Source organism: Streptomyces sp. NPDC050448, assembly GCF_040655295.1.
GTDB lineage: Bacteria > Actinomycetota > Actinomycetes > Streptomycetales > Streptomycetaceae > Streptomyces.
This window is the reverse complement of the sequence record NZ_JBFAJR010000013.1, coordinates 1-25,039: the sequence shown is the minus strand read 5'-3', so window position 1 is coordinate 25,039 and position 25,039 is coordinate 1. Positions and strand designations below refer to the sequence as shown.

Below are 25,039 nucleotides of genomic sequence, written 5' to 3'. Positions count from 1 at the left end.
GCTGTCAGCACTGGCGCAGCCCCGGAGGTGGCGATGGCGGCAACACTCAAGGACGCTACGGCGATAGTCGGGATCGGCCAGACCGCCTTTGCCAGACAACTCCACGAGTCCGAGAAGGAATTGGCCTGCCGTGCGATTCTGGCCGCCCTCGCGGACGCCGGGATCGCCCCCTGCGAGATCGACGCCTTCTCCTCGTACACGATGGAGGAGACCGACGAGGTCGAGGTCGCCAAGGCCGTCGGCGCCGGCGACGTCACCTTCTTCTCCAAGATCGGCTACGGCGGCGGCGGCAGCTGCGCCACCGTCGGCCACCTCGCGGCCGCCGTCGCCACCGGCCAGGCGAGCGTCGGCGTCGCCTGGCGCTCGCGCAAACGCGGCTCCGGCCCGCGCCCCTGGAAGAACACCGCCGTCCAGCTGCCCACCCCCGGCCAGTGGACCCGCCCCTTCGGCCTGCTGCGCCCCGCCGACGAGATCGGCATGCTGGCCCGCCGGTACATGCACGAGTACGGCGCCACCCGCGACCACCTCTTCAACGTCGCCATGGCCTGCCGCAACCGGGCCAACGAGAACCCCGCCGCGATGATGTACGAACGCCCGCTGACCCGCGAGATGTACATGACCTCCCGCATGATCAGCGACCCGCTCTGCCTCTTCGACAACTGCCTGGAGACCGACGGGGCCCTCGCCTGCGTGATCGTCTCCGCCGAGCGGGCCCGCGACTGCCGCCACAGGCCCGTGTACGTCCACTCCGTCGCCCAAGGCCTGCCCGCCCAGCACCACGGCATGGTCAACTACTGGAACGACGACCCGCTGACCGGCCCCGCCTGGACCGCCGCCCGGCACCTGTGGAAGCACGCCGACTTCGGACCGCGGGACGTCGACGTGGCCCAGATCTACGACGCCTTCACCCCGCTGATCCCGCTGTCGCTGGAGGGATACGGCTTCTGCGGGCGCGGCGAGGGCGCCGCGTTCACCGAGGGCGGGGCCCTGGAGATCGGCGGCCGGCTCCCGATCAACACGGGCGGCGGCGGTCTGTCCGAGGCCTACGTGCACGGCTTCAACCTGATCAACGAGGGCGTCAAGCAGCTCCGGGGCAGCTCCACCGCCCAGGTGCCGGATGCCGCGACCTGCCTGGTGACGGCGGGCGAGGGTGTCCCGACGTCCGCGATCCTGCTGCGAGCCTGAGGAGCGAGCGACCATGACGACGACCCCGGCCACGGCCGACGAACTGCTCCTCCCGGTCCCCGACGAGGACGGCGCCCCCTTCTGGGAGTACGCCGCCCGGGGCGAACTCCGCATCCAGGCCTGCACCGCGTGCGGCCGGCTCCGCTTCCCGCCGAGACCCTGCTGCCCGCACTGCCAGTCGTTCGACTCCGAGTGGCGCCCGATGAGCGGCCGCGGCCGCATCTGGTCCTACGTCCGGCCGCACCCGCCGCTGCTTCCCGCTTACGCCGCACAGGCCCCGTACAACGTGATCCTCGTCGAGCTCGCCGACGCCCCGCACATCCGCCTCGCCGGAAACCTGGTCGCCTCCCCCGACGCCCCGCTGAACTCGGTGGACCCGGCCCGGCTGCGCATCGGAGCCCGGGTCCAGGTGGTGTTCACCGAGACCGGCGGGATCAGCGTGCCGCGCTGGGTACTGGAGAAGCCATGACGGTACGGGTGGAGCGGGACAAGGCGGGCGGGGTCGCGGTCGTCACCCTGGACCGGGAGCGCAGGCACAATGCCATCGACCTGGCGACGGCCGCCGAACTGACCGCGGTGTGGCGGGAGTTCCGGCATGCGGAGGACGTCCGCGCGGTCGTGCTGACGGGGGCGGGCCCGGCCGCGTTCTGCACGGGCATCGACCGCGGCGTCTCCGTCCCGCAGCCCGCCTCCCCGTACTCGGTCGACGACCCGCTGCTGTCCGTCGGCCCGAAGGCGAACGACCTGTGGAAGCCGGTGGTCGCCGCCGTCAACGGCATGGCGTGCGGCGGGGCGTTCTACCTGCTGGGCGAGTCGGAGTTCATCGTCTCCTCCCGGGCCGCCACGTACTTCGACCCCCACACGGCGTACGGGATGGTCAGCGCCTACGAGGCGATCTACATGGCGCAGCGGATGCCGTTCGGGGAGGCCGCCCGGATGTCCCTGATGGGGACGGCGGAACGGCTCTCCGCGCAGCGGGCGTACGAGATCGGCCTGGTCTCGGAGCTGACGGCGCCGCACGAGCTGCTCCCGGCGGCGCTGCGGGCGGCGCAGACCCTGGCCGGGTACCCGACGGAGGCCGTGCAGGGCACCGTACGGGCCCTGTGGTCGGCGAAGCAGGCGGCGCTGCAGCAGGCGCTGGCCCAGGCCCCGGCGCTGATCTCGCTGGGCAACCTCCCGCCGGAGCGGCAGGCGGACCTGTTCACCGGGCGCCGGGCGGCCCCGGAGCCGCGGGTCCGCTGAGCGGTGGCCGCCCGGGCCGCCCGCCCGGGCGGGTCAGCCGATCTTGCCGACCTGGCAGCGCTGTACGTCGCCGGCCTTGCCGGGGCTCGCCATCGCCGCGGTGACCGTCTGGGTCTCGTGCGGCTTGAGGGTGACGCGGACGGAAGTCCGGTCGACGGTGCCCGCGGCGCCCTCGAAGGGAGGAATGGGACGAGGCCTCCTGGCAGGCCCACCTGACCTCCCCGCACCTGGCGCACGCGCCGGCTCGAACCGAGTCCCTGCTCGCGGGCCCGCCGGCGGTGCGGACGTTCCCGTCCTGAGCGGAGGCAGAAATTCCGCAACCGCCCGACGCCGGGTCGCGTCCTCCCGATCACGGCGGCAGGAAGCCCGAACCGGGCATCGGAGCCGCCTGGCCCCGCGCGTGGTTGGCATGCATATGACCGGGGCCTTCCAACGGGGGAGATACCAGCATGGCAGCAGATTTCGGCCAGGAGTGGGGCCGGGCGCAAACGGGCGTCACGGACCAGCAGGTGGGCATGCGGCTGAACGGCGCCCCGGGCGGGCCGGGCGCCCCGTACGGCCCCTTCGCGCCGGGCGGCGGACAGGACTTCGCCTCGACGCCCGCCCAGAAGAAGACGGCGGCGGGCACCATCGAGACCGAGCTCGAACCGAACACCAAGAAGGCCACCGATTTCGCGGACGAGGCCACCAACGCCGCCCAGAAGGGCTTCGAGAGCTGGGAGACGGCCGCCGCCCTCAAGACGGTGTCGGACACCTGGGACCAGCAGGTGAAGGTCCTGATGGGCCGGCTGTCCTCGGAGAAGGGCGCGCTGCGCGGCGCCTCTGGGCTGTTCACGCAGAACGACACCGGCGTGGGCAGCCAGTTCCTCTCGCAGTCAAAACTGGACCACATGTAGGGGGCTGGGGTGCTCAATTATCACGAGGTCATGACCACCGACCTGGGCTTGCTCACGACGGCCGCCACCAAGTGGGACGGCATGGCGGACGAGCTCAAGAAGGTCGAGACCCGCTACGGGGACACCGTCCAGAAGATCACCATGGGCGACAGCTGGACCGGCGTCAGCGCGGGAACCGCCCACACCCGCTTCGAGGCCACCCGCTACGAGTACGCCGCCGCGCAGACCCAGGCCAAGGCCGTCGCGAGCCTCCTGCGCGAGACGCACGAGAAGATATCCGACCTCAAGAAGAAGCTCGAAAGCGCCCGCGACGACGCGATCGCCGCCGGCATGACCGTCTCCGAACAGGGCCACGTCGCCTTCGACTACGCCAAGCTCACCGCGGCCGAGCGCAGCGCCTACCACCATGACCCCGACGGTCAGAAGTCCATCAGCGACGCCGTCAGCAAGTGGCAGCAGCACATCGACGACCGGGTCAAGGCCGTCGCCGAACTCGACCAGAACGTCAAGGCCGCCCTCGGCCGCGCCGTCACCGACAGCAACAAGGACTACATCACGGGCGCCGACCAGACCTTGGGCGGCTTCAACGCGGGCGCCGACGGCGACCTGGCGGCGAACGTGAAGGCCATCGAGGACGCCAAGAAGGCCGACGAGGCCAAGGCCGGGACGAAGACCGACGGTGTGGAGGGCAGCGTCACGGCGACCGGACCCGACGCGGGCACCTCCGTCTCGGGCACCAAGTACGGCAAGGAGGGCGGCGTCAAGGCGTATGCCGACCTCGGCCACGTCACGGCGAAGGGTTCGGTCACCGACGGCTCGATGAAGCTCTCCGGCATCGCCGACGCCTATGCGGGCGCCCGGGCCACCGCGAACTACGGCTTCACCGACAAGGGACTGACCGGCAAGGCCGAGGTCTCCGCGGGCGGCCGCGCCCTGGCCGAGGGCCGCGAGGAGTACGGGTACGCCGGCGTCTACGAGCGCGCCGAGGGCTTCGCCGGCGGCGAGGCCGCGGTCAGCGCCGGAGTGGGCCCGGAAGGCCTCAACGCCGGCGCGAAGGCGTTCGCCGGCGCCAAGGGCACCGTCGCCGGGGGCGGCGAGCTCGCCGGCATCGGCGCGGGCGGCACGGCCGAAGGCTGGGCCGGCGCGGGCGCGGAGGCCAAGGTGACCTTCGGCAAGGGCGAGGACGGCAAGTTCCACATCGGCGGCAAGGTGGGAGTCGCCCTCGGCCTCGGCGGCTCCGTGGGCGCGGAGTTCACGGTCGACCCGCACAAGGTGGGCAAGGCCTTCGGCGATGCGGCCGACGCGGTCGGCGACGCCGCCGGCTCGGTCAAGGACACCGTCTCGGGCTGGTTCGACTGATGTACGTTTCCGAGGAAGGAGGCCCCTGAATGGCCACGACACTGCCGGTACCGATCGAGTTCAGCCTGCCGGACGGCTGGCGGCCGGCCCCGCCGGACGAAGTCGGCGCCCCCGGCGTCGCCTTCATCGCGCTGCACGGCCGACCGGACGACGGGTTCACCGCCAACATCACCATCGACGGCGAGTTCCTCGCCGACGGGGTCACCCTGGAAGAGCTCGCCGACGCCTCGGCCGACCGCGTACGCGAGGCCGCGGTGACCGTGGAGGTGGGCGGCCGCCGCGGGATCGGCGGCCCGGACGCACCGGGCCTGACGCAGCGGCTGACCCTGTCGGCCATCGTCGCCGGCGTGCCCCGCGACCTCGTCCAGTCCCAGGTCTACATGACGATCGCGGACGTCACCGACCCGCACAAGCGGGCGCTGGTCCGGACGATCCTGACCGCCACCGCGGCGCAGTACGACAGCGTCCTGGGCGACTTCCAGGAGTTCCTGCGCAGCGTGCGCCCGGACACCGCCACGAAAGGCTGACGATGGGATTGTGGAACAAGCTGACCGGCACCGCGCACCCGGACGGCGGGGCCGCACCGATGACCGCCACGCAGGTGCGGGAAGCCCTGCTCGCGGTCAACGGCCCGGACAAGCCGTACGTCGTGCGCAACGCCCGCCCCGAGGAGAAGGCCGACCTGGTGGCGGAGTGGCAGGTCCTGGAGCCCGCGTGGCGCAGCTTCTTCGTCAAGTACCAGCTGGACAGGACCCTCAAGGTCAGGATGCGGCTGGTCCCCGGCGACCACGAGGTGCGGGCCCTCGACGAGCAGCTGGAGGTCACCTGGGTCGCAGACACGCCCCGGCTGGCCACATCGGCCTCACAGGGCCGCGGCCAGGTGAACACGGTCTCCAAGCAGTGGACGTTCGAGAAGGGGCCCGACGGCCGCAGGCACAAGGTGGAGACGTTCTCCTTCGACACCCAGGAGCTGAAGGATCCCCTGCGCAAGGCGGTCCTCGGCGCGGGCTGGACCTGGCGCGGAGCGCTGTTCAAGCTGTGACCGGGCAGGGGCCGCCGACGGGACGCTTCCGGGACACGTACACGGGCACCAGGATGCGGAACACGGTCCTTGAGTCCGGGTGGACCCGGCGCGGAGTGCGCGGACTCTGACCGGCACGGCGGCGGCCCCGGCCCCCGGAGGGGCGGGGCCGGCCGGCCGTGTACAGGCAGGTGGGGTCAGGCCTTTTCGATGACGCCCGAGGCCGCGATCTCGATCTTGCCGCGGGTGGTGCCCGAAGGGCTGCCGAGCTTCTCGATCGCGTCCACGATCTCCGTGCCCTCGACGACCTCGCCGAAGACGACGTGCTTGCCGTCCAGCCACGGGGTGACGACGGTGGTGATGAAGAACTGCGAGCCGTTGGTGTTGCGGCCGGCGTTCGCCATCGACAGCAGGTACGGGCGGTCGTGCTTCAGCTGGAAGTTCTCGTCGGCGAACTTCTCGCCGAAGATGCTCTTGCCGCCGGTGCCGTTCTGGTTGGTGAAGTCGCCACCCTGGAGCATGAACTGCGGGATGACGCGGTGGAACGGCGAGCCGGCGTAGCCGAAGCCGTGCTCGCCGGTGGCCAGCTCGCGGAAGTTCTTGGCGGTCTGCGGGACGACGTCGTCGAAGAGGTTGAAGACGATCCGGCCGGCGGGCTGGCCGTCGATGTTGATGTCGAAGTAAACGTTGCTCATGGGGTCCATCCTGTCACTCCCGGTGCTGCGCGCGACCCGGAGGGGCCCGAAACCCCTCACCCGGCCGTACGCGTCCCCGTGCCCTTGGCGGCGTCCAGGGCGTACACGCAGCGGTCCTTGCTGCACGCATAGACCACGCCCGCCTCGGCCACCGGGGCACCCGTGATCTCCCCGCCCGTGGCCAGCTTCCAGCGCAGCTGGCCGCCCGCCGCGTCCAGGGTGTACAGGCAGTGGTCGGCGGAGCCGAAGTGCACGCGGCCGTCCGCGACCGTCGGCGGGCCGGTGATCTCGCCGCCCGCGGCGAACCGCCACTTCGGGGTGCCGGTGACCGCGTCGAGCGTGTACAGCGCGCTGCCCGCGCCCAGGTGGACGTTGCCGTTCGCGACCAGCACCGGGTCCGAGGACGGCCGCGGCTCGGTGGCGATGCGCCAGCGGTCCTTGCCGGTGGCCGCGTCCAGGGCGTAGACGGTGCCCAGGTAGTCCGCGAGGTACACCCCGCCGCCCGTGACCGCCGCGCCCGGCGCGAAGGCCGGGGCGGCCAGGAAGACCGCGGGGGCCTCGAAGTGCCAGCGGACCCGGCCCGAGGCCCGGTCCACGGACAGCACGCGGGTGCCGGCGGCGACGTAGACGTTGCCGTCCGGGGCCGGGGTGACCCGTACCGGGACGTTGCCGCAGGAGGCCGCGTCGCCGACCGGGTACGACCAGGCCTCGCGGCCGCTGCGGGCGTCCAGGGCGCGCAGCCGCGCGTCCTGCCACACGTACACCGTGCCGTCGTGCAGGACGGGGGCCGCCTCCGGGGTCTCGAAATCGCTCTGGGCGCCGGTCAGCTCCCACAGCTTCTGGCCGTCTCTGGCCTCCCAGCCCTGCACCCCGCCCCCGCGCGTGGCGGTGACGACGGTGCCCCGTTCGGCGCGCAGCGCGTACACCCAGGCGTCGGCGTTCAGCCGCCACCGCTCGGAGCCGTCGCCGGCGTCGAGCGCGTAGAGGGAGGGGCCGTCGGAGGCGTGGATACGGCCGTCCGCGACGGCCATGGACCAGGCGACGTCGCGGGTCTTGAACTGGCGGCGGCCGCTGGCCACGTCCAGCGCGTGCACCTCGAAGGAGGTCACGTACAGCAGGTCTCCGGCGACGGTCGGGGTGCCCCAGACCTCGTTCGACATGCGGAACCGCCAGGGGCGCCAGCGGCCGCCGTCCGGGGCCGGGCCGGGGGCCGGCGCCACGGCCGACGCCGAGGAGGAGGCCGGGGCCGCCGCGGAGGCCGCCACTCCGCCCGGCGGGCGGACCCAGCCGGTCGCCGAATCCGCGGCGGGAGCGGGGGCGGCGGGAGCCACGGCGCTCGCGCGCGGCCCGGGCCCGATCGGCACCGGGGAGCCGCCGAGGCGGACCGGCTCGCCGGACGGCGCCGAGTGCGCCGGCCTCGGCGGGTGCTGCGGGCGCTGGGGCACGGCCTGGCCGGTCCGCGGGTCGGCCCAGGGGTCGGCGCCGCCGCGCGGCTCACGGCGGTGCGTGGCGGGCTCGGCGGCGCGCCCCGCAGGACGGCCGGGAGCCGGGACCGGCGCGGCCGCCGTACGCTGCCCCGCCCGCCGGGCCTCGATCATCGCGACGGCCCGTCCCGGCAGCCACGCCGAGGCGGTACCGCTGTCGTCGCCGCCGTCGAAGAGGTGCGGGGCGAGCTGCGCCTGGAGGTCGGCCGGGGTCGGACGCTGGGTGGCGTCCATCTGCATGCAGGAGTCGATCAGCGGCCGCAGCTCGTCCGGGAGCCCCTCCAGGTTGGGCTCGTCGCGCAGCAGCATGAACACCGTCTCCACCGGGTTCGCCCCGTGGTACGGCGGATGCCCGGTCGCAGCGAAGACCAGCGTCGAGCCGAGCGAGAAGACGTCGCTGGCACCCTTGACGCTGCGCGAGTCCTTCGCCTGCTCGGGCGACATGTACGCGGGCGTGCCGACGGCGACGTTCGTCATGGTCAGGCGGGTGTTGGAGACGCCGCTCGCGATGCCGAAGTCGATCACGCGCGGGCCGTCCTCGACGACGAGCACGTTGGACGGCTTCAGGTCGCGGTGGACGAGGCCGGCGCCGTGGATGGACTGCAGGGCCTCGGCGATGCCGGCGGCGAGCCACCGTACGGCCTGGGCGGGCATGGGCCCGCACTCGTTGACGATCTCCTCCAGGGAGGGCGCCGGGACGTACGCGGTCGCCAGCCACGGCACGGCGGCCCGCGGATCGGCGTCGACCACGGCCGCGGTGTAGAAGCCGGACACGGCGCGCGCCGCCTCCACCTCGCGGGTGAAGCGCACCCGGAACAGCTGGTCCTCGGCGAGCTCGGTCCGCACCGTCTTGATCGCCACCCGGCGCCCGGATGCCGACCGCGCGAGATAGACCAGCCCCATGCCGCCGGCGCCGAGCCGTCCCAGCACCTCGAAGGGGCCGATCCGTCTCGGGTCGTGCTGCGTCAGCTGCTCCACCACTCGCCTCACACCTCCCCGTACGGGCCTTTGCCGGGCCCGTTCCCACCTGCACGCGCGCCGGCACGGCGGTCGGCCCCGTGCAGCGTCTCACCCCGGGCGCCGCCCGGGGTCGCGCAACCCGATTCTGTCAGGCCCGCGCCGGGGCCGTGTCGTCACAGTCCGGGCCGGGCGGACGGACGTACGAAGCGCGGCGGCCCGGGGTCGCTACTCCACCGGCCTCTCCCGGGGCTCGGAGAGCAGCGCGAACACCGCCCCCTGGTTGTCGGCGACGACCGCGATCCGCCCGTACGGCGTGTCGAAGGGGTCGGCGGTGACGCGGCCGCCGAGCCGCTTCACCATCGCGACGGACTGGTCGCAGTCGGGGACGGCGAAGTACACGAGGAAATGCGCCGGCATGATCTCCGGGAACGCGTCGGTGATCAGGCTGCGCCCCATGACGGCGGTCTCCGCCCCCGGCCGGCTGCCGGGCGGGGACCACAGGCGGTACTCGACGCCCGAGCCCGCGTCGTCCTGGTCCTCGGGGACGTAGCCGAAGACGTTGGCGTAGAACACGTCGACCGCGTCGCGGGCCCGCGTGTAGACCTCGCTCCAGCAGTACGTGTACGGCTCCTGCTGGGCCTCGAAGCCGTGGTGGGTGCCGGGCTGCCACAGGCCGAAGACGGCCCCGCCGGGGTCGGCGGCGAGCGCGGCGGCGCCGTACGGGCCCACCGGCTGGGGGTCCATCACCATCTGGCCGCCGGAGGCGCGGATGCGGGCGGCGCACGCGTAGGCGTCGGAGGTGTAGAGGTAGATCCCCCAGACGGTCGGCATGCGGCCGTCGGGTTTGGGCGCGAGGGCGGCGACGTTGCGGCCGCGGCTGTAGGCCTGGGTGTAGCCGCCGTACTCGGGGCCGGCGCCGGCGCCGAAGGTCCACCCGAAGAGCTCACCGTAGAAGCGCTTGCCCGCCTCGACGTCCGGAAGCGAGGCGTCCACCCAGCAGGGTGTGCCCTCCGCGAATGCGGCCATGGCCCGTTTCCTTCCGTTGTGCCCCTTGCCCCTCAGCCATGATCTGCCCGAAGTCTTGTCCACAGCCTGTTGACAAGACTAATCGGGGGATATCGAGAGGAAGCGGGCGGGTCACCCGAGTGGGCGGACGAGGACGGACGAGAGCGGACGGGGGCGGATCCGCCGGGTGCGCGCGGCCCGGAACCGGGCGGGGCTCGGGCCTGGCGGCGGCCCGAGATCGGGCGAAATCGGGCCGGATACCGCTCGGATTTCGCACCGGATCCACCCGGAATCCGCCCGGGATCCGCCCCGGATCCGCCCCGGACGCACCCGGAACCAGCACCTCCACGACACCTCGCCCGCCCGGATTCCGCCCGGATCCTGCCCGGAAACGGCCACCCGGAACGGCCCGGGGCGCGACCTTCGCCCAGGCCAGGTGTCACGTAACCCCATTTGCAGGCGGCCGAATCGCGCGCAGATCACCCCTCGGTAAGCTGACGGCATGACAGGACAAGTACGCACCGTCGACGGCCGCGTTGCCGGCCGGCGCGGTCAGGCGACGCGGCAGAAGCTCCTCGACTGCCTCAGCGAGATGCTCAGCTCCTCGCCTTACCGCGACGTCAAGGTGATCGACGTCGCCCGCAAGGCCGGCACCTCTCCCGCGACCTTCTACCAGTACTTCCCGGACGTCGAGGGCGCCGTCCTGGAGATCGCCGAGGAGATGGCCACGGAGGGCGCGCAGTTGACGGCGCTCGTCGAGGGCCGCAACTGGGTCGGCAAGGCCGGCTGGCAGGCCGCCGAGGAACTCGTCGAGGGTTTCCTGGACTTCTGGCGGCGCAACGACGCGATCCTGCGGGTCGTCGACCTCGGCGCGGCCGAGGGCGACAAGCGCTTCTACAAGATCCGCATGAAGATCCTGAACTCCGTCACCAACTCCCTCACGGAGTCGATGAAGGAGCTCCAGGCCAAGGGCAAGGTCGACAAGGACGTCAGCCCGGCCGCCATGGCGGGTTCGCTGGTCGCGATGCTCGCCGCGGTGGCCTCGCACCAGAAGGGCTTCCAGACCTGGGGTGTCAAGCAGGCCGAGCTCAAGCCGAACCTGGCGCTGCTCGTCCACCTGGGCATCACCGGCAAGAAGCCGACCAAGTAACGGCGGACCCTCCCCGGGGGTCCGCCGCCCTTCCCACACCTCTCTCCCCTGCTCTTCCCCTTCCCCCTCCCCCATCGGCAATCGGCAGTCCGCCCGCGATCAGCGACGCTCCAGGCGGAACAGCCGGATCTCGCGCTCGATGCGCGCCTGGTACGTCGCGTACGGCGGCCAGAACGTCAGCACGGCCTGCCACGCCGCCGCACGCTCCTCGCCCGCCAGCAGCCGGGCACGTACGGCGATGTCCTGGCCCTTCCAACTCACGTCCGCGTCAGGATGCTTGAGCAGGTTCCCGGTCCATGCGGGGTGCCCGGGGCGGCCGAAGTTGGAGCCGATCAGGAGCCAGCTGACGCCTCCCTCCTCCGGCATGCAGGCGAGCGGTGTGGTGCGCGGTTCGCCCGTCTTGGCGCCCTTCGCGGTCAGGATCACGCCGGGGAGCATCCGGGCGCTGAGCATGACCTTGCCGCGGGTCAGCTTGTGCACCGCCTTGTCCATGGCGGGGATGAAGTGCGGTGCGATCCTGGCGAACAGCATGGTCGAGGAGACCCTCTGCATCAGCTTGACGCCGGGCGCCATCAGACGGCCGCCTTCTCTTGTGTGGTGGCGAACAGGCCCGCGCGGTGGGCGGCATGCGCCCGCAGCCGGTGGACCGGGCCGAACAGCAGCTCGTCGGCCGCCGCCCGCTTGAAGTACAGGTGCGCGTCGTGCTCCCAGGTGAAGCCGATGCCGCCGTGCAGCTGGATCGCCTCGCCGGCCGTGACCCGCAGCGCCTCCAGGGCCTGGGCGAGGGCGAGGCCGCTCTGCTGCGGGTCCCAGGCGGCGTAGTAGGCCGCCGAACGGGCTGCCTGTACGTGTACGTAGAGGTCGGCGAGCCGGTGTTTGACCGCCTGGAACGAGCCGACGGGCCGGCCGAACTGCTCGCGCCGGCGTACGTACTCCACCGTGCGGGCCAGCGCCTGCCCGGCCGCGCCGACCGCCTCGGCGGCGAGGACGGCGGCGGCGGTGCGCCCGGTGGCGGCGAGCGCGGCCAGGACTCCGCCGTCACCGGCTCCGTCACCGCTTCCGTGACCGGTGCCGATGTCGGTGCCGATGTCGGTGCCGAGCAACTCCGCCGGGGTGTCGCGGAGTTCGATGCGGGCCTGCGGCCGGGTCTCGTCCAGGGTGGCCTGCCGCGACCGGACGAGCCCGGGGGCGTCCTCCCGTACGAGGAACAGCAGCGTCCGGCTCCGGGCGAACCCGCCGGTGTGCGCGGCGACCAGCAGCACGGAGGCGCTGTGCCCGTCGAGCACCTGCGCGACCTCCCCGTACAACCGCCAGCCGCCGTCCTCGCCGGTCCGGGCCTGGACCCCGCCCGCCCGGCCCCCGCCGGCCCACTCCCCGGGGGCGTTCTCGCCGGTCAGCGCCAGGGCAGTGGACAGCGCCGACCCCGGTACGGCGAGGGCGGCGGTGAGCCCGCCGGCAGCGAGCGGCGGGAGCAGTGCGGAGCGCTGGGCCGCGGTGCCGAGGGCGGTGATCAGCGGTGCGGCGAGCGCGGCGGTGGCCAGCAGCGGCGAGGGCAGCAACGCCCGCCCGGTCTCCTCGCAGGCCAGCGCCAGGTCGGCGGGGGTGCAGCCGACGCCCCCGTACTCCTCGGCGACGGCGATGCCCGGCAGGCCGAGCTGCGCGGAGAGCCGCTGCCACAGCTCGCGGTCGTGTCCGGCGGCGGTGCGGACGGCGGCCTTGACCTCGTCCGGGCCGCAGCGTTTGCCCAGGATCTCGCGCAGGGTACGGCGCATCTCGTCCTGCTCCGCGGTGAAGGCGGCGTCCATCGTCTGGCTCCTCCTGGGGGCACCTCCCAGCGGTGGCTGGGGGCGTATCTGACGGGCCGTCATGTTAGGGCGGGCGGCGGCAGATGCACAGGGGGCGGGGACCCCCGGTGTCGCGGGGGATCCGTATGCGCGGACTAGAAACTGACAGAGCGTCAGATGTACCGTCACTCCATGCCTGGACCCACGCCTGGACCCACACCCGCCCCTCGCGAAGGACGCCGCAGGGTCGCCGTCGTCGGCGTCGCCCTCTCGGACTGCGGCCGGGTGGACGGCCCCACCCCGTACGCCCTGCACGCGCAGGCCGCCCGGCGCGCTCTGGCCGACTCCGGCCTGGACCGCTACGTCGTCGACGGCTTCGCCTCGGCGGGCCTCGGCACGCTCGCGCCGGTCGAGGTGGCCGAGTACCTGGGGCTGCGCCCCACCTGGGTCGACTCCACCTCGGTGGGCGGATCGACCTGGGAGGTCATGGCGGCGCACGCGGCGGACGCGATAGCCGCCGGCCACGCGAACGCCGTCCTGCTCGTCTACGGATCCACGGCGCGCGCCGACATCAAGGCGCGGCGGCGCACCGCGAACCTCTCGTTCGGGGCGCGGGGGCCGCTCCAGTTCGAGGTCCCGTACGGGCACACCCTGATCTCCAAGTACGCGATGGCCGCGCGTCGCCACATGCACGAGTACGGGACGACGCTCGAGCAGCTCGCCTCGGTGGCCGTCCAGGCCCGGGCGAACGCCGCCACCAACCCGGACGCGATGTTCCGCGACCCGATCACGGTGGACGAGGTCCTGTCCGGCGAGATGATCGCGGACCCCTTCACGAAACTGCACTGCTGCATCCGCTCGGACGGCGGCTGCGCGGTGCTGCTGGCGGCGGAGGACTACGTACCGGACACGGCGAAGGAGCCGGTCTGGATCCTGGGCTCCGGCACCTCCGTCTCCCACACCACCATGTCGGAATGGGAGGACTTCACCGTGTCCCCGGCGGCGGTCTCGGGCCGTCTGGCCTTCGAACGGGCGGGCCTCACACCGGCGGACGTGGACATCGCGGAGATCTACGACGCCTTCACGTACATGACCCTGGTCACCCTGGAGGACCTCGGCTTCTGCGCCAAGGGCGAGGGCGGGGCCTTCGTGGAGAAGGGCCGCCTCCTACGGGACGGGGAACTGCCGGTCAACACCGACGGCGGCGGCCTCTCGGCCTGCCACCCGGGCATGCGCGGCCTGTTCCTGCTGGTCGAGGCGGTACGCCAGCTCCGCGGCGAGGCGGGAGCGGGCCAGGTCGCCAGACCCGGCGGCCGCCGACCGGAAGTAGCCCTCGCGTCGGGCACGGGCGGCTGGTTCTGCTCGTCGGGAACGGTGATCCTGGGGCGGGGTTAGCGGGGCGGCAGGCGCCTGTCCGGGGCAGCGGCTGTCCGGGGCAGCGGCTGCCGGCGGGGCCGGCTGCCGTCCGGGCGGCAGTGGACGGGGCCTCGGTTCCGGCGAACGCCGAAGCTGCCCCCGTGGTGTTCGATGGGCGGCATGACCCGCGAGATCGGAAGCGACGAAATGGACGAGATCGAGGCGTTCCACGCCGCCCTGCACTCCCTGCGCGTATGGGACGGCCCGCTTCCCGGCTTCGATCCGGAGGCCGCGCCGGACGAGCCGCTGGCGCTGTTCCGGGAGTGGTTCCTGCATGCCGCCGAGGCCGGGCAGCCGGAGCCGCACACGATGAGCCTGGCGACGGTGGACGCCGACGGGCGGCCCGACGTGCGCATCCTGATGCTGCACGACGCCGACGGGCACGGCTGGCACTTCGCCTCGCACGCCACCAGCGCCAAGGGCCGGCAGCTGGCCGGGCACCCGGATGCCGCGCTCGGGTTCTACTGGCCCGCCGTGGCCCGGCAGATCCGGATCCGCGGCCGGGTCACCGCCTGCGGGCCGCAGGAGAGCCGGGCGGACCTGGCGGTCCGCTCGCGGGGTGCGCTCGCGGCGGCGCTGACGGGCCGGCAGAGCGAGGTCCTGGGCTCGGTGCAGGAGCTGGCCGAGGCCTCGGCGGCCGCCTGGGAGCGCGCTGCTGCCGAGCCGGACGCCCCCGCCCCGACCTGGACCCGGTACGTGCTGGAGGCCGCCGAGGTCGAGTTCTTCCAGGGCGACGCGGCGCGCCGGCACATCCGGCTGCACTACCGCCGCAACGGGGACGGCACCGGCTGGGTCCGCGAGCTGCTCTGGCCCTAGAGGTGGCGCGGATGGGCGGCAGGCGGGGCCAGCCGGCAGACGGAACAGGCACAGGTTCCGTGATCACGGAGTTGCGGCACTCTGTGATCACCGGGGAGACCTGTGCCTGCGCTGCCATCCTGAATGGCGGTCCAAAGGGCGAGCGGCTGTGTCAGCCTTGGCGGCTGGGGAGCATGGTCAGGGCCTGGGAACGCTGTGCGACGAGGTCGTCGTAGGTGCCGTCGCGCTCAGCCCAGCGATGCATGAGGACCCGGTCGACCAGGATCTCCTCAGGGGTGGGGTCCTGCGAGAGCAACTGCATGACCTCGGCGCCGAAGTCGTCGAGCGGCAGTGCGAACGGGTTCACTTTCTCCTGTCCTGCCGTGGCGACGGCCGGGGGGACGAGCTCGACGACGCTGACGCCGGTGCCGTCGAGTTGTGCGCGCAGTGCCTCGGAGTAGGCGTGCACCGCAGCTTTCGAGGCGGCGTAGGTGGGCATGGGCGGGAACGGCAGGAAGGCGATGCCGGAGGTGACGGTGATGAAGGTGCCGGCGCCGCGTTCGACCAGGTGCGGGGTGAAGGCATCGATGACGCGGATGGTGCCGACCAGGTTGGTGTCGATCGTCGTCCGTGCCGCCTCGAAGTGCGCGGAGTCGCGCAGGTCCTCCAGGAGCATGACGCCCGACATGGTCACCACGGTGTCCAGTTCGGCGTACTGGGCGAGCACGGCGTCGCGGGCACGTGCGACGGAGACACTGTCGGTGACGTCGATGCCGAAAGTGCCGAAGCCTTCTTGGGCGAGTTCCGAGAGTGCCTCCGGGCTACGGCCGCCAACAGCCACGGTGCTGCCCGCTGCGGCGAACCGGCGGGCCAGTTCTCGCCCGATGCCCGAGGTCCCGCCGACGATGAGAACGGTGCGGTTGGAGAGATCCACGAGATCTTCCCTTCAGTTCAGGGCGCGACGGCGTTTAGGCTCGCGGCGCATTCAGCGATGGTCCCTGTCCTTCACAAACAGTGATGCCGCAAGTCTTGACGGCATCCGCCGGGTGTGGCAGGGCCCCCGTCTTCCCTGGTCCTGCCAGGGCCCCCTCTGAAACGCGCGCACCGCATTACGGTGTCGGTATGAAGGATGAGGAATCGGACAACCGGCTCGGCAGCTACCTCCGCGCCCGGCGTGAGCTGGTCTCCCCGGTGCAGGCGGGGCTCCCGTCCGGCGGCAACCGCCGCGTCCCGGGCCTGCGCCGTGAGGAAGTCGCCCTGCTCGCCGGAATCAGCGCCGATTACTATCTGCGCCTGGAACGGGGCCGCGACAAGAATCCTTCTCCTCAGGTCCTCGAATCACTCGCGCGGGTCCTGCACCTCGACGACATCGAGCGGACGTATCTGCTCGGCCTCGTGGCAGCCCGCCCAAGGACGCCGCGCCGCAAGCGGCCCGAGCAGGTACCGGCACGGGTGCACCAGTTCCTTGCCCACCTTCAGATCCCCGCGTTCGTCGAGGGACGCGCCTTCGACGTCCTGGCCTCCAACCCGATGGCCGTCGCGCTCTCCCCGCGACTGCGGCCCGGTGAGAACCGGCTCCGTTCCCTCCTCCTCGACCCCGAGGAACAAGCCTTCCACCAGGACTGGACGAAAGCCGCCGCCGGCTTCATCGCCACCCTTCGCACCACCATCGGGGACGACACCGACAATCCCCGGTTCGTCGAACTCGTCGGAGAACTCGCACTGTCCAGCCAGCGGTTCCGCACCCTGTGGGCCCGACACGACGTCCGCAACCTCGACGGAGGCACCACCACCGTCAACCACCCAGTCGTCGGTGAACTACGGCTCCACCGCGACAAACTCCCCGTAGGCGACGTCATCCTGGTCGTCTACTACCCAGACAAGGACAGCGACAGCGACGAGAAACTGCAACTCCTCGCCGCACTCTCACACACCGAACCCACCGACACAGCACGCAGCAGACCAGCAGACACCAGGCACCCGAAGACACCCTGACGAACACCGGCCGTCCGGCGGCGCAGCCAGAACGACCGCGCCGCCATTTGCGCCATTCGCAGACCGTCCAGGTGCCGTCGTCATGAGCCCCCGGCGTCCTTGTCGCGCAGGACGCGGCCGAGCGGGATGCCGTAGCCGTCGGTCATGCCCGAGCGCTTCATGCCCTGTTCGCCCCGGTCGACCGGTGAGCGGCCGGCCGCTTCGCCGCCGCCGGGGGCCTGTTCCGTCTGCCAGCTGGCCCCGCCTGCCGCCCATCCGCGCCACCTCTTAGTACGGCAACGGTGGCGATGAGGGAACGCAGACAGCCCCCGTTGGACCTTTCAGGCCCAACGGGGGCTGTCCTACAGGCGCAGGATGAATAAGCCCCGAGAAATTCTCTTACTTCATCATGTCCTGGAACTCGTGGAAGTCGATGACCCGGTCACGGTTCCTGTCCGCTGCCATGGCGGCCGTGACCTTCTCCCTGAGATGCCCCTGATGGCCTTCGCGCTTGAAGTAGTTCGCCAGTTCGACGATATTGATCTGCCCATCGCCATCGGCGTCGATCTGCTCGAACAGGCTCTTGACTTCGCCCTCGGTCATGACTTCCTCTCGAATTCACAGGACCGTGAAGGTCTGTTCGACCCACTCCACATTGGCATATTCGCCCGGCAATTCCTGTACCTGGCGGCCGAATGGGTGTGTCGCCCGCTCCCCCTGCCGGCGCCCTAAGGGCTTGCACGGAATCAAGGTGTTGCTTCCCTGCAAGCCCTTAAGGACGGAAGACCGCGATCTGGATGCCCTCCGACGCCTCGCGGAAGGTCACCTGCAGGGGCATGCCGATGCGCAGGTCCGCCGGGGCGCAGTCCACCACCTCGGTCATCATCCGCGGGCCCTCGGCCAGGTCGACCACGGCCGCCGTGTACGGGACGCGCGTGCCGAACGGGGGGAGGTCGTTCCGGTGGATCACCGACCAGGTGTAGAGGGTGGCGCGGCCGCTCGCCGGCTCCCAGGCCACCCGGTCCTCGCCGGCCCAGCAGAACGGGCAGAACTCCCGGGGGTAGTGGTGGGCGCGCCCGCAGTCCCCGCAGCGGCGCAGCAGGAGCCGGCCCTCGGCGGCCGCGTCCCAGTAGGGGCGGGTGAAGTCGTCGATCTCGGGGAGGTCGTATCGCGTGGTCACAGGAGCAGTCCCGTCGCCGCGTCGAGGGACCAGGCCTGCCAGGCCATCGCGAAGAGCGCGACGAGCGAGATGAGCGCCATCATCGCGTTCTGCCCCTGCTCGGCCCAGTCGTGGATCATCAGCACCAGATAGAGCAGGTTCAGGAGCAGACCGCCGGCCAGGGCGATCGGGGTCAGGAAGCCGAGTACCAGGCCGAGGCCGAGGGCGAGTTCCGCGTAGACGACGATGTACGCCATCAGGCGGGGGCGCGGCTGGACGACCTTCTCGAAGCCGCCCTTCACGAGCGGCCAGCGGTGCTTGCCGGCGACGTCGGCGGCCCACGCGATGCCGGTGCCGCGTTCGAACCAGCCCTTCTTGTCCTTGTGCCGCCAGCTCTCCAGCCACCACAGGCCGAGGCCTATCCGGAGCACGGCGAGCCACTCGGCCCCACTGAGCCAGACGGTCTGCATCGGCCCTCCCTCTCGATCTGACGGTACGTCAGTTCAGCGGATCCGGGGCGATCCCGCAAGGCCCCAGCACGGGCCCGGCGGCCGCCCGTGACCGATCCGCAATCGATTCCCTCCTCGTCCGAGACCCATCAACGCTGTGTGTCGATACGATCACTCCTCATGCCTGGAGTCCCCACAGCCCCTGACATGACCACCCAGCCCCGCCCGGTCTACGTGATCGGCGCCGGTCCCGGCGGCCTCGCCGCGGCTGCCGCGCTGCGCGCCCGCGGGGTCCGCGCGGTGGTCGTGGAGAAGTCCGACGCGGTCGGCGCCTCCTGGCGGAACCACTACGACCGCCTCCACCTGCACACCACGCGCCGGCTCTCCGCCCTCCCGGGCCTGGCCGTGCCGCGCCGGTTCGGCCGGTGGGTCTCGCGCGACAACGTGGTGCGCTACCTCGAGAAGTACGCCGAGTTCCACGAGCTGGAGCTCGTCAGCGGCGTCGAGGTGACCCGGATCGACCCCGCTCCCGGAGGGGACGGCTGGCTCCTGCACGCCACCGGCGGGCGCGTGCTCGACGCCCGGGCCGTGGTCGTCGCCACCGGGTTCAACCACACGCCCGCGCTGCCCGACTGGCCGGGCCGCGACACGTACGGCGGCCGGCTGCTGCACGCCCGCGACTACCGCAACGCCAAGCCGTACGAGGGCCGGGACGTGCTCGTCGTCGGCATCGGCAACACCGGCGCCGAGATAGCCGTCGACCTGGTCGAGGGCGGGGCGGCCCGGGTGCGGATCGCCGTGCGGACGGCCCCGCACATCGTGCGCCGCTCCACCGCCGGCTGGCCGGCCCAGCGCACCGGGATCCTGGTGCGGCGACTGCCCGTACGGCTCGTGGACCGGCTCGGCGCGCTCGTCGCCAAGGTCTCCGTGCCGGACCTGTCGGCATACGGACTCCCCCGCCCCGGCGCCGGCCTGTACAGCAGGGTCAAGGAGGGCGCCGTCCCGGTCCAGGACGTCGGCCTGATCGACGCCGTCCGCACGGGCAGGGTCGAACCGGTCGCCGCCGTCGCCTCTTTCGAGGGCGGCGAGGTGGTGCTCGCGGACGGTTCGCGGATCACCCCGGACTCGGTGATCGCGGCCACCGGATACCGCCGCGGCCTGGAGGGCCTGGTCGGACACCTGGAGGTGCTCGACGGGCGCGGGCGGCCCCGCACGCACGGCGCCCGCACACCCGCGCAGGCCCCCGGCCTGTACTTCACCGGCTTCACCAACCCCATCAGCGGGATGTTCCGCGAGATGGCCCTGGACGCCGAGAAGATCGCCAAGGCCCTGTCCCGCCGGCTCGGCCCCCGGGCCGGGCAGCCGGCCGAGGCCCTGCCGGACACCGGCCTGCGCCCGGTCGACCCGCTCGCATAGCCGCCCGGACCGCCGTTTCCGGTCTCCCGCAGAACAGGCCGAATCCGGTCCTGGACCCGCCCCGATGAGATCTGTCACCGTTCCACACATCACCTCCACCAGCTTTCCTACGCAGCACTGTTCCTGACGGCACGTCAGTTCAGTAATCTGACTACGCGTCAGTTATTGAGTTCATCGAGCAGGAGCGGGCGGAACGATGCTTGGATCTACTCACGGCACCCTCACCACCGACTTCCGCGCACGTGTCGAGGCCTGCGGCGAGTCCCCCAGGACGGCCGTCCACTCCACGGCGGCGCCGTCCGCCGCGGACACGGTCGCGGTGGACGTCAGCGGACGGCCCCTGCACGCCGATGTCCCCGACCTGGACCGGTTCTTCCGGCCCGAGTCCGTGGCCGTCATCGGCGCCTCCGACGCCGAGGGCAGACCGAACACCGGCATCACCCGCCAGCTCATCGCCTGGGCGGAGCGCGTCGGCGCCCGGATCCACCCCGTGCACCCCACCCGCCCCACCGTCTTCGGGCTGGCCTGCCACGCGTCCGTCGCCGACCTGCCCGAGCAGGTGGACCTCGCCGTCCTCCTCGTCGGCGATCCGCTGCCCGTGATCGAGGAACTGGCCGAGGCCAAGGTGAAGTTCGCCGTCGCCTTCGCCTCCGGCTTCGCCGAGACCGGAGACGCGGGCGCCGCCGCCCAGGCGCGGCTCGCCGCCGCGGTCCGGCGATCGGGCCTTCGCCTCCTCGGCCCCAACACCAACCTCAACGCCTTCGAGAAGTTCCGCGACGACCTCGACGGCCCGGCCATCGCGCTGATCACCCAGTCCGGCCACCAGGGCCGGCCCGTCTACGCCCTCCAGGAGCTGGGCATCCGGCTCTCCCACTGGGCTCCCACGGGCAACGAGGCCGACCTCGAGACCTCCGACTTCATCTCCTACTTCGCCGAGCAGCCCGAGGTCGGCGCCATCGCCTGCTACGTGGAGGGCCTCAAGGACGGCCGGTCCTTCCTGCTGGCCGCCGACCGGGCCGCCCGGGCGGGCGTCCCCGTCGTCGCCGTCAAGGTCGGCCGCACCGAGACCGGCGCCCGGACGGCCGCCTCCCACACCGGGAAGCTGACCGGGGCCGACACCGTCGTGGACGCCGCGATGCGACAGTTCGGCGTCATCCGCGTCGACGGGCTGGACGAGCTCCAGGACACCGCCGCGCTGCTCGCCCGGGCCCGCAAACCGCTGGCCGACGGGGTCGTCGTGTACTCCATCTCCGGCGGCACCGGAGCCCACTTCTCGGACCTGGCGACCGAGGCCGGGCTCAGCCTCCCGACCCTCTCCCAGGCCAGGCAGGACGAGCTCCACCAGTGGATACCGGAGTTCCTGAGCGTCACCAACCCCGTCGACAACGGCGGCCACCCGGTCGGCGACTGGCGCGGCCGGAAGATCATCGACGCGATCCTCGCCGACCCGGCGGTGGGCGTGCTGATCTGCCCCATCACCGGGCCCTTCCCGCCCATGAGCGACAAGCTCGCCCAGGACCTGGTGGACGCGGCCGAGGAGAGCGACAAGCTGGTCTGCGTCGTCTGGGGCTCCCCGGTCGGCACCGAGAAGGCCTACCGCACCACCCTGCTCGGCTCCTCCCGGGTGGCCACCTTCCGCACCTTCGGCAACTGCATCACCGCCGTCCGCGCCTACCTCGGCCACCACCGCTTCACCACCGGCTACCGCTCCCCCTTCGACGACGCACCGCGCACCCCGTCCCCCTCGTACCGCAAAGCGCAGGCACTCATGCGCCCGGGCCAGCAGCTCAGCGAGCACGCGGCGAAACAGCTGCTGCGGGCCTACGGGATACGGGTCCCCCGCGAGCAGCTCGTGACCAGCGCGGCGGCTGCGGTGCGGGCGGCCGGCCTGGTCGGCTACCCGGTGGTGATGAAGGCCTCGGGACCACAGCTCGCCCACAAGACGGAGCTGGGCCTGGTCAAGATCGGCCTCACCTCGGCGAGCCAGATCCGGGACGCGTACCGGGAGCTGACGGACATCGCCCGCTACGAGAACGTCCCGCTCGACGGCATCCTCGTCTGCCAGATGGTCGAACGCGGGGTGGAGATGGTCGTCGGCGTCACCCAGGACGACCTCTTCGGCCCGACCATCACGGTCGGCCTCGGCGGGGTCCTGGTGGAGGTGCTCCACGACGCGGCGGTACGCGTCCCGCCCTTCGGCGAGGACCAGGCGCGGGCGATGCTGACCGAACTGCGCGGCCACGCCCTGCTGGAGGGGGTCCGGGGGGCGCCCCCGGCGGATGTCGACGCGCTGGTCGAGGTCGTCCTGCGGGTCCAGCGGATGGCGCTGGAACTGGGCGACTCGCTCTCGGAGCTGGACATCAACCCGCTGATGGTGCTCCCGCGCGGGCAGGGAGCGGTGGCGCTGGACGCGCTGGCGATCTGCCGGTGAGGGCGGGGGCAGCCCCGCCCGCGATTCCGCCCGCGCCCCCGCTGGTGCCCCCGCCCGCGATTCCGCCCGTGCCCGCGCGCGTAAGGCCCGTACGACCGCAAGCGTGACGGCCGACAGCCCCCTGAACTGGAGCAGCACCCCCATGACCGACTCCCCCCAAGCCGAACCAGCCGAGCTCCCTCTCGATTCATTGGTACTGCACCGCACTGACAACGGCGTCTCGTGGATCACCCTCAACCGTCCCGAGGCCATGAACGCCGTGACCTGGGACCAGCGCGAGCGCGTCATCGCCCTGCTCGCCGAGGCCTCCGCCGACCCCGCCGTGCGGGCCGTCGTCGTCACCGCCACCGGCAAGGGCTTCTGCGCGGGCGCCGACCTGCGCGGCGCGCCCGCGTCACCGGGCGAGAGGGTCGCCGGCGACGTGGCCCGCATGATCCGGCTCGGCGCGCAGCGCCTGATCACCGCCGTGCTCGACTGCGAGAAGCCCGTCGTCGCCGCTGTCAACGGCACGGCCGCAGGCATCGGCGCACACCTCGCGCTCGCCTGCGACCTGGTCATCGCGGCCGAATCGGCCCGCTTCATCGAGGTGTTCGTCCGCCGCGGCCTGGTCCCCGACGGCGCGGGCGCGTACCTGCTCCCGCGCCTGGTCGGCCCGCAGAAGGCCAAGGAGCTGATGTTCTTCGGCGACGCCGTCCCGGCGGCCGAGGCCGAGCGGCTCGGCCTGGTCAACCGGGTCGTCCCGGGCGAGGAGTTGGAGGCCACCGCCCGGGAGTGGGCGGAGCGCCTCGCGCAGGGCCCGACCCGCGCCCTGGCACTGACGAAGCAGCTGGTCAACGCCTCCTTGGACGGTGGCCGGGCGGCCGCACTGGCCGCCGAGGCCACCGCTCAGGAGATCAACATGAGCACCGCCGACGCGAACGAGGGGGTGGCGAGCTTCGTGGAGCGCCGCCCGCCCAGGTACCTCGGGCGGTAGCCGGCCCCGCTCACATCTGCGGGTTCGGCTTCAGCAGGGCGAACACGGCACCGTACGGGTCCGCCACCCAGGCGATCCGGCCGACGTCGGGCACGTCCGCCGCGGGCATGAGCACCGACCCGCCGTTCCCGCTGACCGCGGAGACGGTGGCGTCGACGTCCGGGACGTTGAAGTACGGCACCCAGCGCGGCTTCTCGACGCCACTGCCCGCGCCGTCACCCATGGGCGCGATCCCGCCGAAGGAGGCCTGCTGCTGGTCGCCGTCCTTGATGCTGAGCACGCGGTAGGTCATCCCGGGCGCCTCCATCTCCTGGCTGCGCCAGCCGAAGACGCCGTTGTAGAAGGTGACGGCCGCGGTGGGGTCGGGTACGTGCAGCTCCGCCCACACCAGGGAGTTCTCGGCGGAGGTCAGCCCCAGCCCGGCCGTCTTCCCGGGCTGCCACACGGCGAACTCTGCGCCCTGCGGGTCGGTGGCCTGCGCGAGCCACCCCTCGCCCATGACGTCCATGGGCTCCATCCGGATCTTCCCGCCGCCGGACTGGACGGCCTTGACGGTGGCCTGGATGTCCGGACTCATGAAGTGCACCATCCAGGCGGTGTTCGCCCCTTCCTCCGTGAGCGGCCCGAGGGCGGCGACGGTCTTTCCGTCCACCTGGAAGAACCCGTACCCGCCGGCCTCGGGCCCCAGAGCGGTGAAGGACCAGCCGAAGACGGAGCTGTAGAAGGCGGCGGCCCCGTCGGTGTCGGGGCTGCCGAGGTCGAGCCAGTTGGGCGATCCGGTACGGAAGTCGGTGCCGAGCATGGGGTCCTCCTGGGGGATCTCCGGTCCGTCGGCGTACGGCGGCACGCCGATCCCCGCCACCATGCCGAGCCCTCCGGGACGAGCCGGGCGTACGAGTCCGGACGGGTCGGGGGTTTCACCCGTGTGGGGGTAGGGGCGGGGCGGGGGCGGGGGCTGTCCGACTCGGGGACAGGAGGTCGGGCGGGGTGTCGGGGGCGGGGGGTCGTGTGCTCCGCGTCGGAACGGTCGGCCGGGACCTCCGGGGGCGGGGTTTCGGTCGGCCGGGGTCGGTGGAGTGTCCGAGGGCTTCCCATCGTCCGGAGCCGGCCCACCAGGACCACCGAGCCCAGCCGGTGACGGGCGCACGGGAGAGGAAGGCTCCCTCAAGGGCCCATAGGAAGCCCTTTCCGCGTCCGGGCAGGGTCAACCTGCACCAGACAGCGGCGAGATGACCACGCCAGTAGGCCTTGGCCCGTGGACGCGTCGGATCGCTACGTGCTTCGCCCGGCTTGGCGTCCGGCGGCCGTCTGTGGCTGGACATAGGCCGCCCACACGCCACCCTATTCGGGCTTTTCGGGCGCCTGCGGGCCGTCTGGGGGGCGAAAGCGGGCCAGACGGAGTCTGGTGCCGGATTTCTCAACCCCTGACTCTGCCAGGGGTCCATCACCTCCCGACCGGCCGCCAAAACGGGACAAACAACCCTTGGTCGCATGTCAAGGTGCATCTGTGCCGGTCGCGGGCGGCCTATGCCCAGCCAGAGGCGGGGCGAGGACGCCAAGCCGGGCGGAGCGCGTAGCGATCTGGTGCGTCTGCGGGCCCAGGCCTACCGGCGTGGTCATCTAGCCGCTGTCTGGTGCAGGTTGA

General features: G+C 72.3%; 24 protein-coding genes and 1 pseudogene. 14 read left to right on the top strand and 11 right to left on the bottom strand.

What is annotated here, in order from left to right; genetic code table 11:
* Positions 1–33: 33 nt before the first annotated feature.
* The 7 genes from AB0I68_RS17545 (at position 34) to AB0I68_RS17515 (ending at position 5,724) form a co-directional block, all read left to right on the top strand.
* Positions 34–1,185 (top strand): lipid-transfer protein, encoded by a 1,152-nt coding sequence (locus AB0I68_RS17545; RefSeq protein ID WP_363178193.1) that lies wholly within the window; start codon positions 34–36, stop codon positions 1,183–1,185.
* A gap of 13 nt (positions 1,186–1,198) precedes the next feature.
* A complete protein-coding gene (locus AB0I68_RS17540) occupies positions 1,199–1,654 on the top strand; it encodes an OB-fold domain-containing protein (protein ID WP_363178192.1) in 456 nt (151 codons plus the stop codon).
* Positions 1,651–2,427, top strand: a complete 777-nt coding sequence (locus AB0I68_RS17535; RefSeq protein WP_363178191.1) for an enoyl-CoA hydratase/isomerase family protein — start codon at positions 1,651–1,653, stop codon at positions 2,425–2,427. Before AB0I68_RS17540 ends, AB0I68_RS17535 begins: the two co-directional genes overlap by 4 nt.
* A gap of 449 nt (positions 2,428–2,876) precedes the next feature.
* Positions 2,877–3,323 (top strand): hypothetical protein, encoded by a 447-nt coding sequence (locus tag AB0I68_RS17530; RefSeq protein WP_363178190.1) that lies wholly within the window; start codon positions 2,877–2,879, stop codon positions 3,321–3,323.
* Positions 3,324–3,353: 30 nt separating this feature from the next.
* The gene (locus tag AB0I68_RS17525; protein WP_363178189.1) at positions 3,354–4,682 is read left to right on the top strand and encodes a hypothetical protein; all 1,329 of its coding nucleotides are present in this window, start codon (positions 3,354–3,356) and stop codon (positions 4,680–4,682) included.
* Positions 4,683–4,711: 29 nt separating this feature from the next.
* A complete protein-coding gene (locus AB0I68_RS17520) occupies positions 4,712–5,209 on the top strand; it encodes a hypothetical protein (protein ID WP_363178188.1) in 498 nt (165 codons plus the stop codon).
* 2 nt (positions 5,210–5,211) lie between these two features.
* On the top strand, positions 5,212–5,724 hold the full coding sequence (locus tag AB0I68_RS17515) for a hypothetical protein (protein WP_363178187.1): 513 nt from the start codon (positions 5,212–5,214) through the stop codon (positions 5,722–5,724).
* Positions 5,725–5,900: 176 nt separating this feature from the next.
* Here AB0I68_RS17515 and AB0I68_RS17510 read toward each other — a convergent pair whose 3' ends face one another.
* The 3 genes from AB0I68_RS17510 to AB0I68_RS17500 form a co-directional block, all read right to left on the bottom strand.
* Entirely contained in the window at positions 5,901–6,398 is a 498-nt protein-coding gene (locus AB0I68_RS17510; RefSeq protein WP_363178186.1) for a peptidylprolyl isomerase, read from the bottom strand.
* Positions 6,399–6,454: 56 nt separating this feature from the next.
* A complete protein-coding gene (locus AB0I68_RS17505) occupies positions 6,455–8,863 on the bottom strand; it encodes a PQQ-binding-like beta-propeller repeat protein (RefSeq protein WP_363178185.1) in 2,409 nt (802 codons plus the stop codon).
* 204 nt (positions 8,864–9,067) lie between these two features.
* On the bottom strand, positions 9,068–9,868 hold the full coding sequence (locus tag AB0I68_RS17500; protein ID WP_363178184.1) for a VOC family protein: 801 nt from the start codon (positions 9,866–9,868) through the stop codon (positions 9,068–9,070).
* A gap of 481 nt (positions 9,869–10,349) precedes the next feature.
* Between AB0I68_RS17500 and AB0I68_RS17495 the strand changes: the two genes are divergently transcribed.
* On the top strand, positions 10,350–10,997 hold the full coding sequence (locus AB0I68_RS17495) for a TetR family transcriptional regulator (protein WP_363178183.1): 648 nt from the start codon (positions 10,350–10,352) through the stop codon (positions 10,995–10,997).
* Positions 10,998–11,096: 99 nt separating this feature from the next.
* Here AB0I68_RS17495 and AB0I68_RS17490 read toward each other — a convergent pair whose 3' ends face one another.
* Both AB0I68_RS17490 and AB0I68_RS17485 read right to left on the bottom strand, forming a co-directional pair.
* Entirely contained in the window at positions 11,097–11,570 is a 474-nt protein-coding gene (locus tag AB0I68_RS17490) for a nitroreductase family deazaflavin-dependent oxidoreductase (RefSeq protein WP_363178182.1), read from the bottom strand.
* Positions 11,570–12,802 (bottom strand): acyl-CoA dehydrogenase family protein, encoded by a 1,233-nt coding sequence (locus AB0I68_RS17485; protein WP_363178181.1) that lies wholly within the window; start codon positions 12,800–12,802, stop codon positions 11,570–11,572. The genes AB0I68_RS17490 and AB0I68_RS17485 overlap by 1 nt, the downstream gene beginning before the upstream one ends.
* Positions 12,803–12,973: 171 nt before the next feature.
* Here AB0I68_RS17485 and AB0I68_RS17480 point away from each other — a divergent pair, with 171 nt between their 5' ends.
* A complete protein-coding gene (locus AB0I68_RS17480) occupies positions 12,974–14,176 on the top strand; it encodes an acetyl-CoA acetyltransferase (RefSeq protein ID WP_363178180.1) in 1,203 nt (400 codons plus the stop codon).
* 141 nt (positions 14,177–14,317) lie between these two features.
* Positions 14,318–15,013, top strand: coding sequence for a pyridoxal 5'-phosphate synthase (locus tag AB0I68_RS17475; protein WP_363178179.1), 696 nt, complete (start codon positions 14,318–14,320; stop codon positions 15,011–15,013).
* Between the two features lie 151 nt (positions 15,014–15,164).
* Here the strand turns inward: AB0I68_RS17475 and AB0I68_RS17470 are convergent, their stop codons facing one another.
* Positions 15,165–15,926: an SDR family NAD(P)-dependent oxidoreductase gene (locus AB0I68_RS17470; protein ID WP_363178177.1), complete on the bottom strand. Its 762-nt coding sequence runs from the start codon at positions 15,924–15,926 to the stop codon at positions 15,165–15,167.
* 188 nt (positions 15,927–16,114) lie between these two features.
* Between AB0I68_RS17470 and AB0I68_RS17465 the strand changes: the two genes are divergently transcribed.
* Positions 16,115–16,987 carry a helix-turn-helix transcriptional regulator gene (locus AB0I68_RS17465; protein ID WP_363178176.1) on the top strand — a complete coding sequence of 291 codons (873 nt, stop codon included), beginning with the start codon at positions 16,115–16,117 and terminating at the stop codon, positions 16,985–16,987.
* Between the two features lie 107 nt (positions 16,988–17,094).
* Here the strand turns inward: AB0I68_RS17465 and AB0I68_RS17460 are convergent.
* The 4 genes and pseudogenes from AB0I68_RS17460 to AB0I68_RS17445 all read right to left on the bottom strand — a co-directional run.
* A pseudogene (locus AB0I68_RS17460) lies at positions 17,095–17,208 on the bottom strand (IS5/IS1182 family transposase); the annotation flags it as partial.
* A 157-nt stretch (positions 17,209–17,365) separates the two neighbouring features.
* The gene (locus AB0I68_RS17455) at positions 17,366–17,569 is read right to left on the bottom strand and encodes an EF-hand domain-containing protein (RefSeq protein ID WP_363178175.1); all 204 of its coding nucleotides are present in this window, start codon (positions 17,567–17,569) and stop codon (positions 17,366–17,368) included.
* Between the two features lie 169 nt (positions 17,570–17,738).
* Positions 17,739–18,146 carry a Zn-ribbon domain-containing OB-fold protein gene (locus AB0I68_RS17450; RefSeq protein ID WP_363178174.1) on the bottom strand — a complete coding sequence of 136 codons (408 nt, stop codon included), beginning with the start codon at positions 18,144–18,146 and terminating at the stop codon, positions 17,739–17,741.
* On the bottom strand, positions 18,143–18,595 hold the full coding sequence (locus AB0I68_RS17445) for a DoxX family membrane protein (protein WP_363178173.1): 453 nt from the start codon (positions 18,593–18,595) through the stop codon (positions 18,143–18,145). The genes AB0I68_RS17450 and AB0I68_RS17445 overlap by 4 nt, the downstream gene beginning before the upstream one ends.
* Positions 18,596–18,781: 186 nt before the next feature.
* On the opposite strand from AB0I68_RS17445, the gene AB0I68_RS17440 reads away from it, so the two are divergent.
* From AB0I68_RS17440 to AB0I68_RS17430, 3 genes are all read left to right on the top strand, one after another.
* Positions 18,782–19,990, top strand: coding sequence for an NAD(P)/FAD-dependent oxidoreductase (locus AB0I68_RS17440; RefSeq protein ID WP_363178172.1), 1,209 nt, complete (start codon positions 18,782–18,784; stop codon positions 19,988–19,990).
* A gap of 196 nt (positions 19,991–20,186) precedes the next feature.
* Entirely contained in the window at positions 20,187–22,421 is a 2,235-nt protein-coding gene (locus AB0I68_RS17435) for an acetate--CoA ligase family protein (protein WP_363178171.1), read from the top strand.
* Between the two features lie 142 nt (positions 22,422–22,563).
* On the top strand, positions 22,564–23,394 hold the full coding sequence (locus tag AB0I68_RS17430) for an enoyl-CoA hydratase-related protein (protein WP_363178347.1): 831 nt from the start codon (positions 22,564–22,566) through the stop codon (positions 23,392–23,394).
* Between the two features lie 10 nt (positions 23,395–23,404).
* On the opposite strand, the gene AB0I68_RS17425 is transcribed toward AB0I68_RS17430, so the two are convergent.
* Complete coding sequence (locus AB0I68_RS17425) at positions 23,405–24,196, bottom strand: VOC family protein (protein ID WP_363178346.1); 792 nt, start codon at positions 24,194–24,196, stop codon at positions 23,405–23,407.
* Between the last annotated feature and the right edge of the window lie 843 nt (positions 24,197–25,039).

Bases quoted from the DNA above. Each gene is read 5' to 3' on its own strand.
- AB0I68_RS17530 (WP_363178190.1), top strand. From the start codon at position 2,877: ATGGCAGCAGATTTCGGCCAGGAGTGGGGCCGGGCGCAAACGGGCGTC.
- AB0I68_RS17515 (WP_363178187.1), top strand. From the start codon at position 5,212: ATGGGATTGTGGAACAAGCTGACCGGCACCGCGCACCCGGACGGCGGG.
- AB0I68_RS17495 (WP_363178183.1), top strand. From the start codon at position 10,350: ATGACAGGACAAGTACGCACCGTCGACGGCCGCGTTGCCGGCCGGCGC.
- AB0I68_RS17425 (WP_363178346.1), bottom strand. From the start codon at position 24,196: ATGCTCGGCACCGACTTCCGTACCGGATCGCCCAACTGGCTCGACCTC.
- AB0I68_RS17510 (WP_363178186.1), bottom strand. From the start codon at position 6,398: ATGAGCAACGTTTACTTCGACATCAACATCGACGGCCAGCCCGCCGGC.
- AB0I68_RS17485 (WP_363178181.1), bottom strand. From the start codon at position 12,802: ATGGACGCCGCCTTCACCGCGGAGCAGGACGAGATGCGCCGTACCCTG.
- AB0I68_RS17430 (WP_363178347.1), top strand. From the start codon at position 22,564: ATGACCGACTCCCCCCAAGCCGAACCAGCCGAGCTCCCTCTCGATTCA.
- AB0I68_RS17540 (WP_363178192.1), top strand. From the start codon at position 1,199: ATGACGACGACCCCGGCCACGGCCGACGAACTGCTCCTCCCGGTCCCC.
- AB0I68_RS17435 (WP_363178171.1), top strand. From the start codon at position 20,187: ATGCTTGGATCTACTCACGGCACCCTCACCACCGACTTCCGCGCACGT.
- AB0I68_RS17525 (WP_363178189.1), top strand. From the start codon at position 3,354: ATGACCACCGACCTGGGCTTGCTCACGACGGCCGCCACCAAGTGGGAC.
- AB0I68_RS17465 (WP_363178176.1), top strand. From the start codon at position 16,115: ATGAAGGATGAGGAATCGGACAACCGGCTCGGCAGCTACCTCCGCGCC.
- AB0I68_RS17445 (WP_363178173.1), bottom strand. From the start codon at position 18,595: ATGCAGACCGTCTGGCTCAGTGGGGCCGAGTGGCTCGCCGTGCTCCGG.
- AB0I68_RS17440 (WP_363178172.1), top strand. From the start codon at position 18,782: ATGACCACCCAGCCCCGCCCGGTCTACGTGATCGGCGCCGGTCCCGGC.
- AB0I68_RS17475 (WP_363178179.1), top strand. From the start codon at position 14,318: ATGACCCGCGAGATCGGAAGCGACGAAATGGACGAGATCGAGGCGTTC.
- AB0I68_RS17480 (WP_363178180.1), top strand. From the start codon at position 12,974: ATGCCTGGACCCACGCCTGGACCCACACCCGCCCCTCGCGAAGGACGC.
- AB0I68_RS17455 (WP_363178175.1), bottom strand. From the start codon at position 17,569: ATGACCGAGGGCGAAGTCAAGAGCCTGTTCGAGCAGATCGACGCCGAT.
- AB0I68_RS17500 (WP_363178184.1), bottom strand. From the start codon at position 9,868: ATGGCCGCATTCGCGGAGGGCACACCCTGCTGGGTGGACGCCTCGCTT.
- AB0I68_RS17535 (WP_363178191.1), top strand. From the start codon at position 1,651: ATGACGGTACGGGTGGAGCGGGACAAGGCGGGCGGGGTCGCGGTCGTC.
- AB0I68_RS17490 (WP_363178182.1), bottom strand. From the start codon at position 11,570: ATGGCGCCCGGCGTCAAGCTGATGCAGAGGGTCTCCTCGACCATGCTG.
- AB0I68_RS17545 (WP_363178193.1), top strand. From the start codon at position 34: ATGGCGGCAACACTCAAGGACGCTACGGCGATAGTCGGGATCGGCCAG.
- AB0I68_RS17520 (WP_363178188.1), top strand. From the start codon at position 4,712: ATGGCCACGACACTGCCGGTACCGATCGAGTTCAGCCTGCCGGACGGC.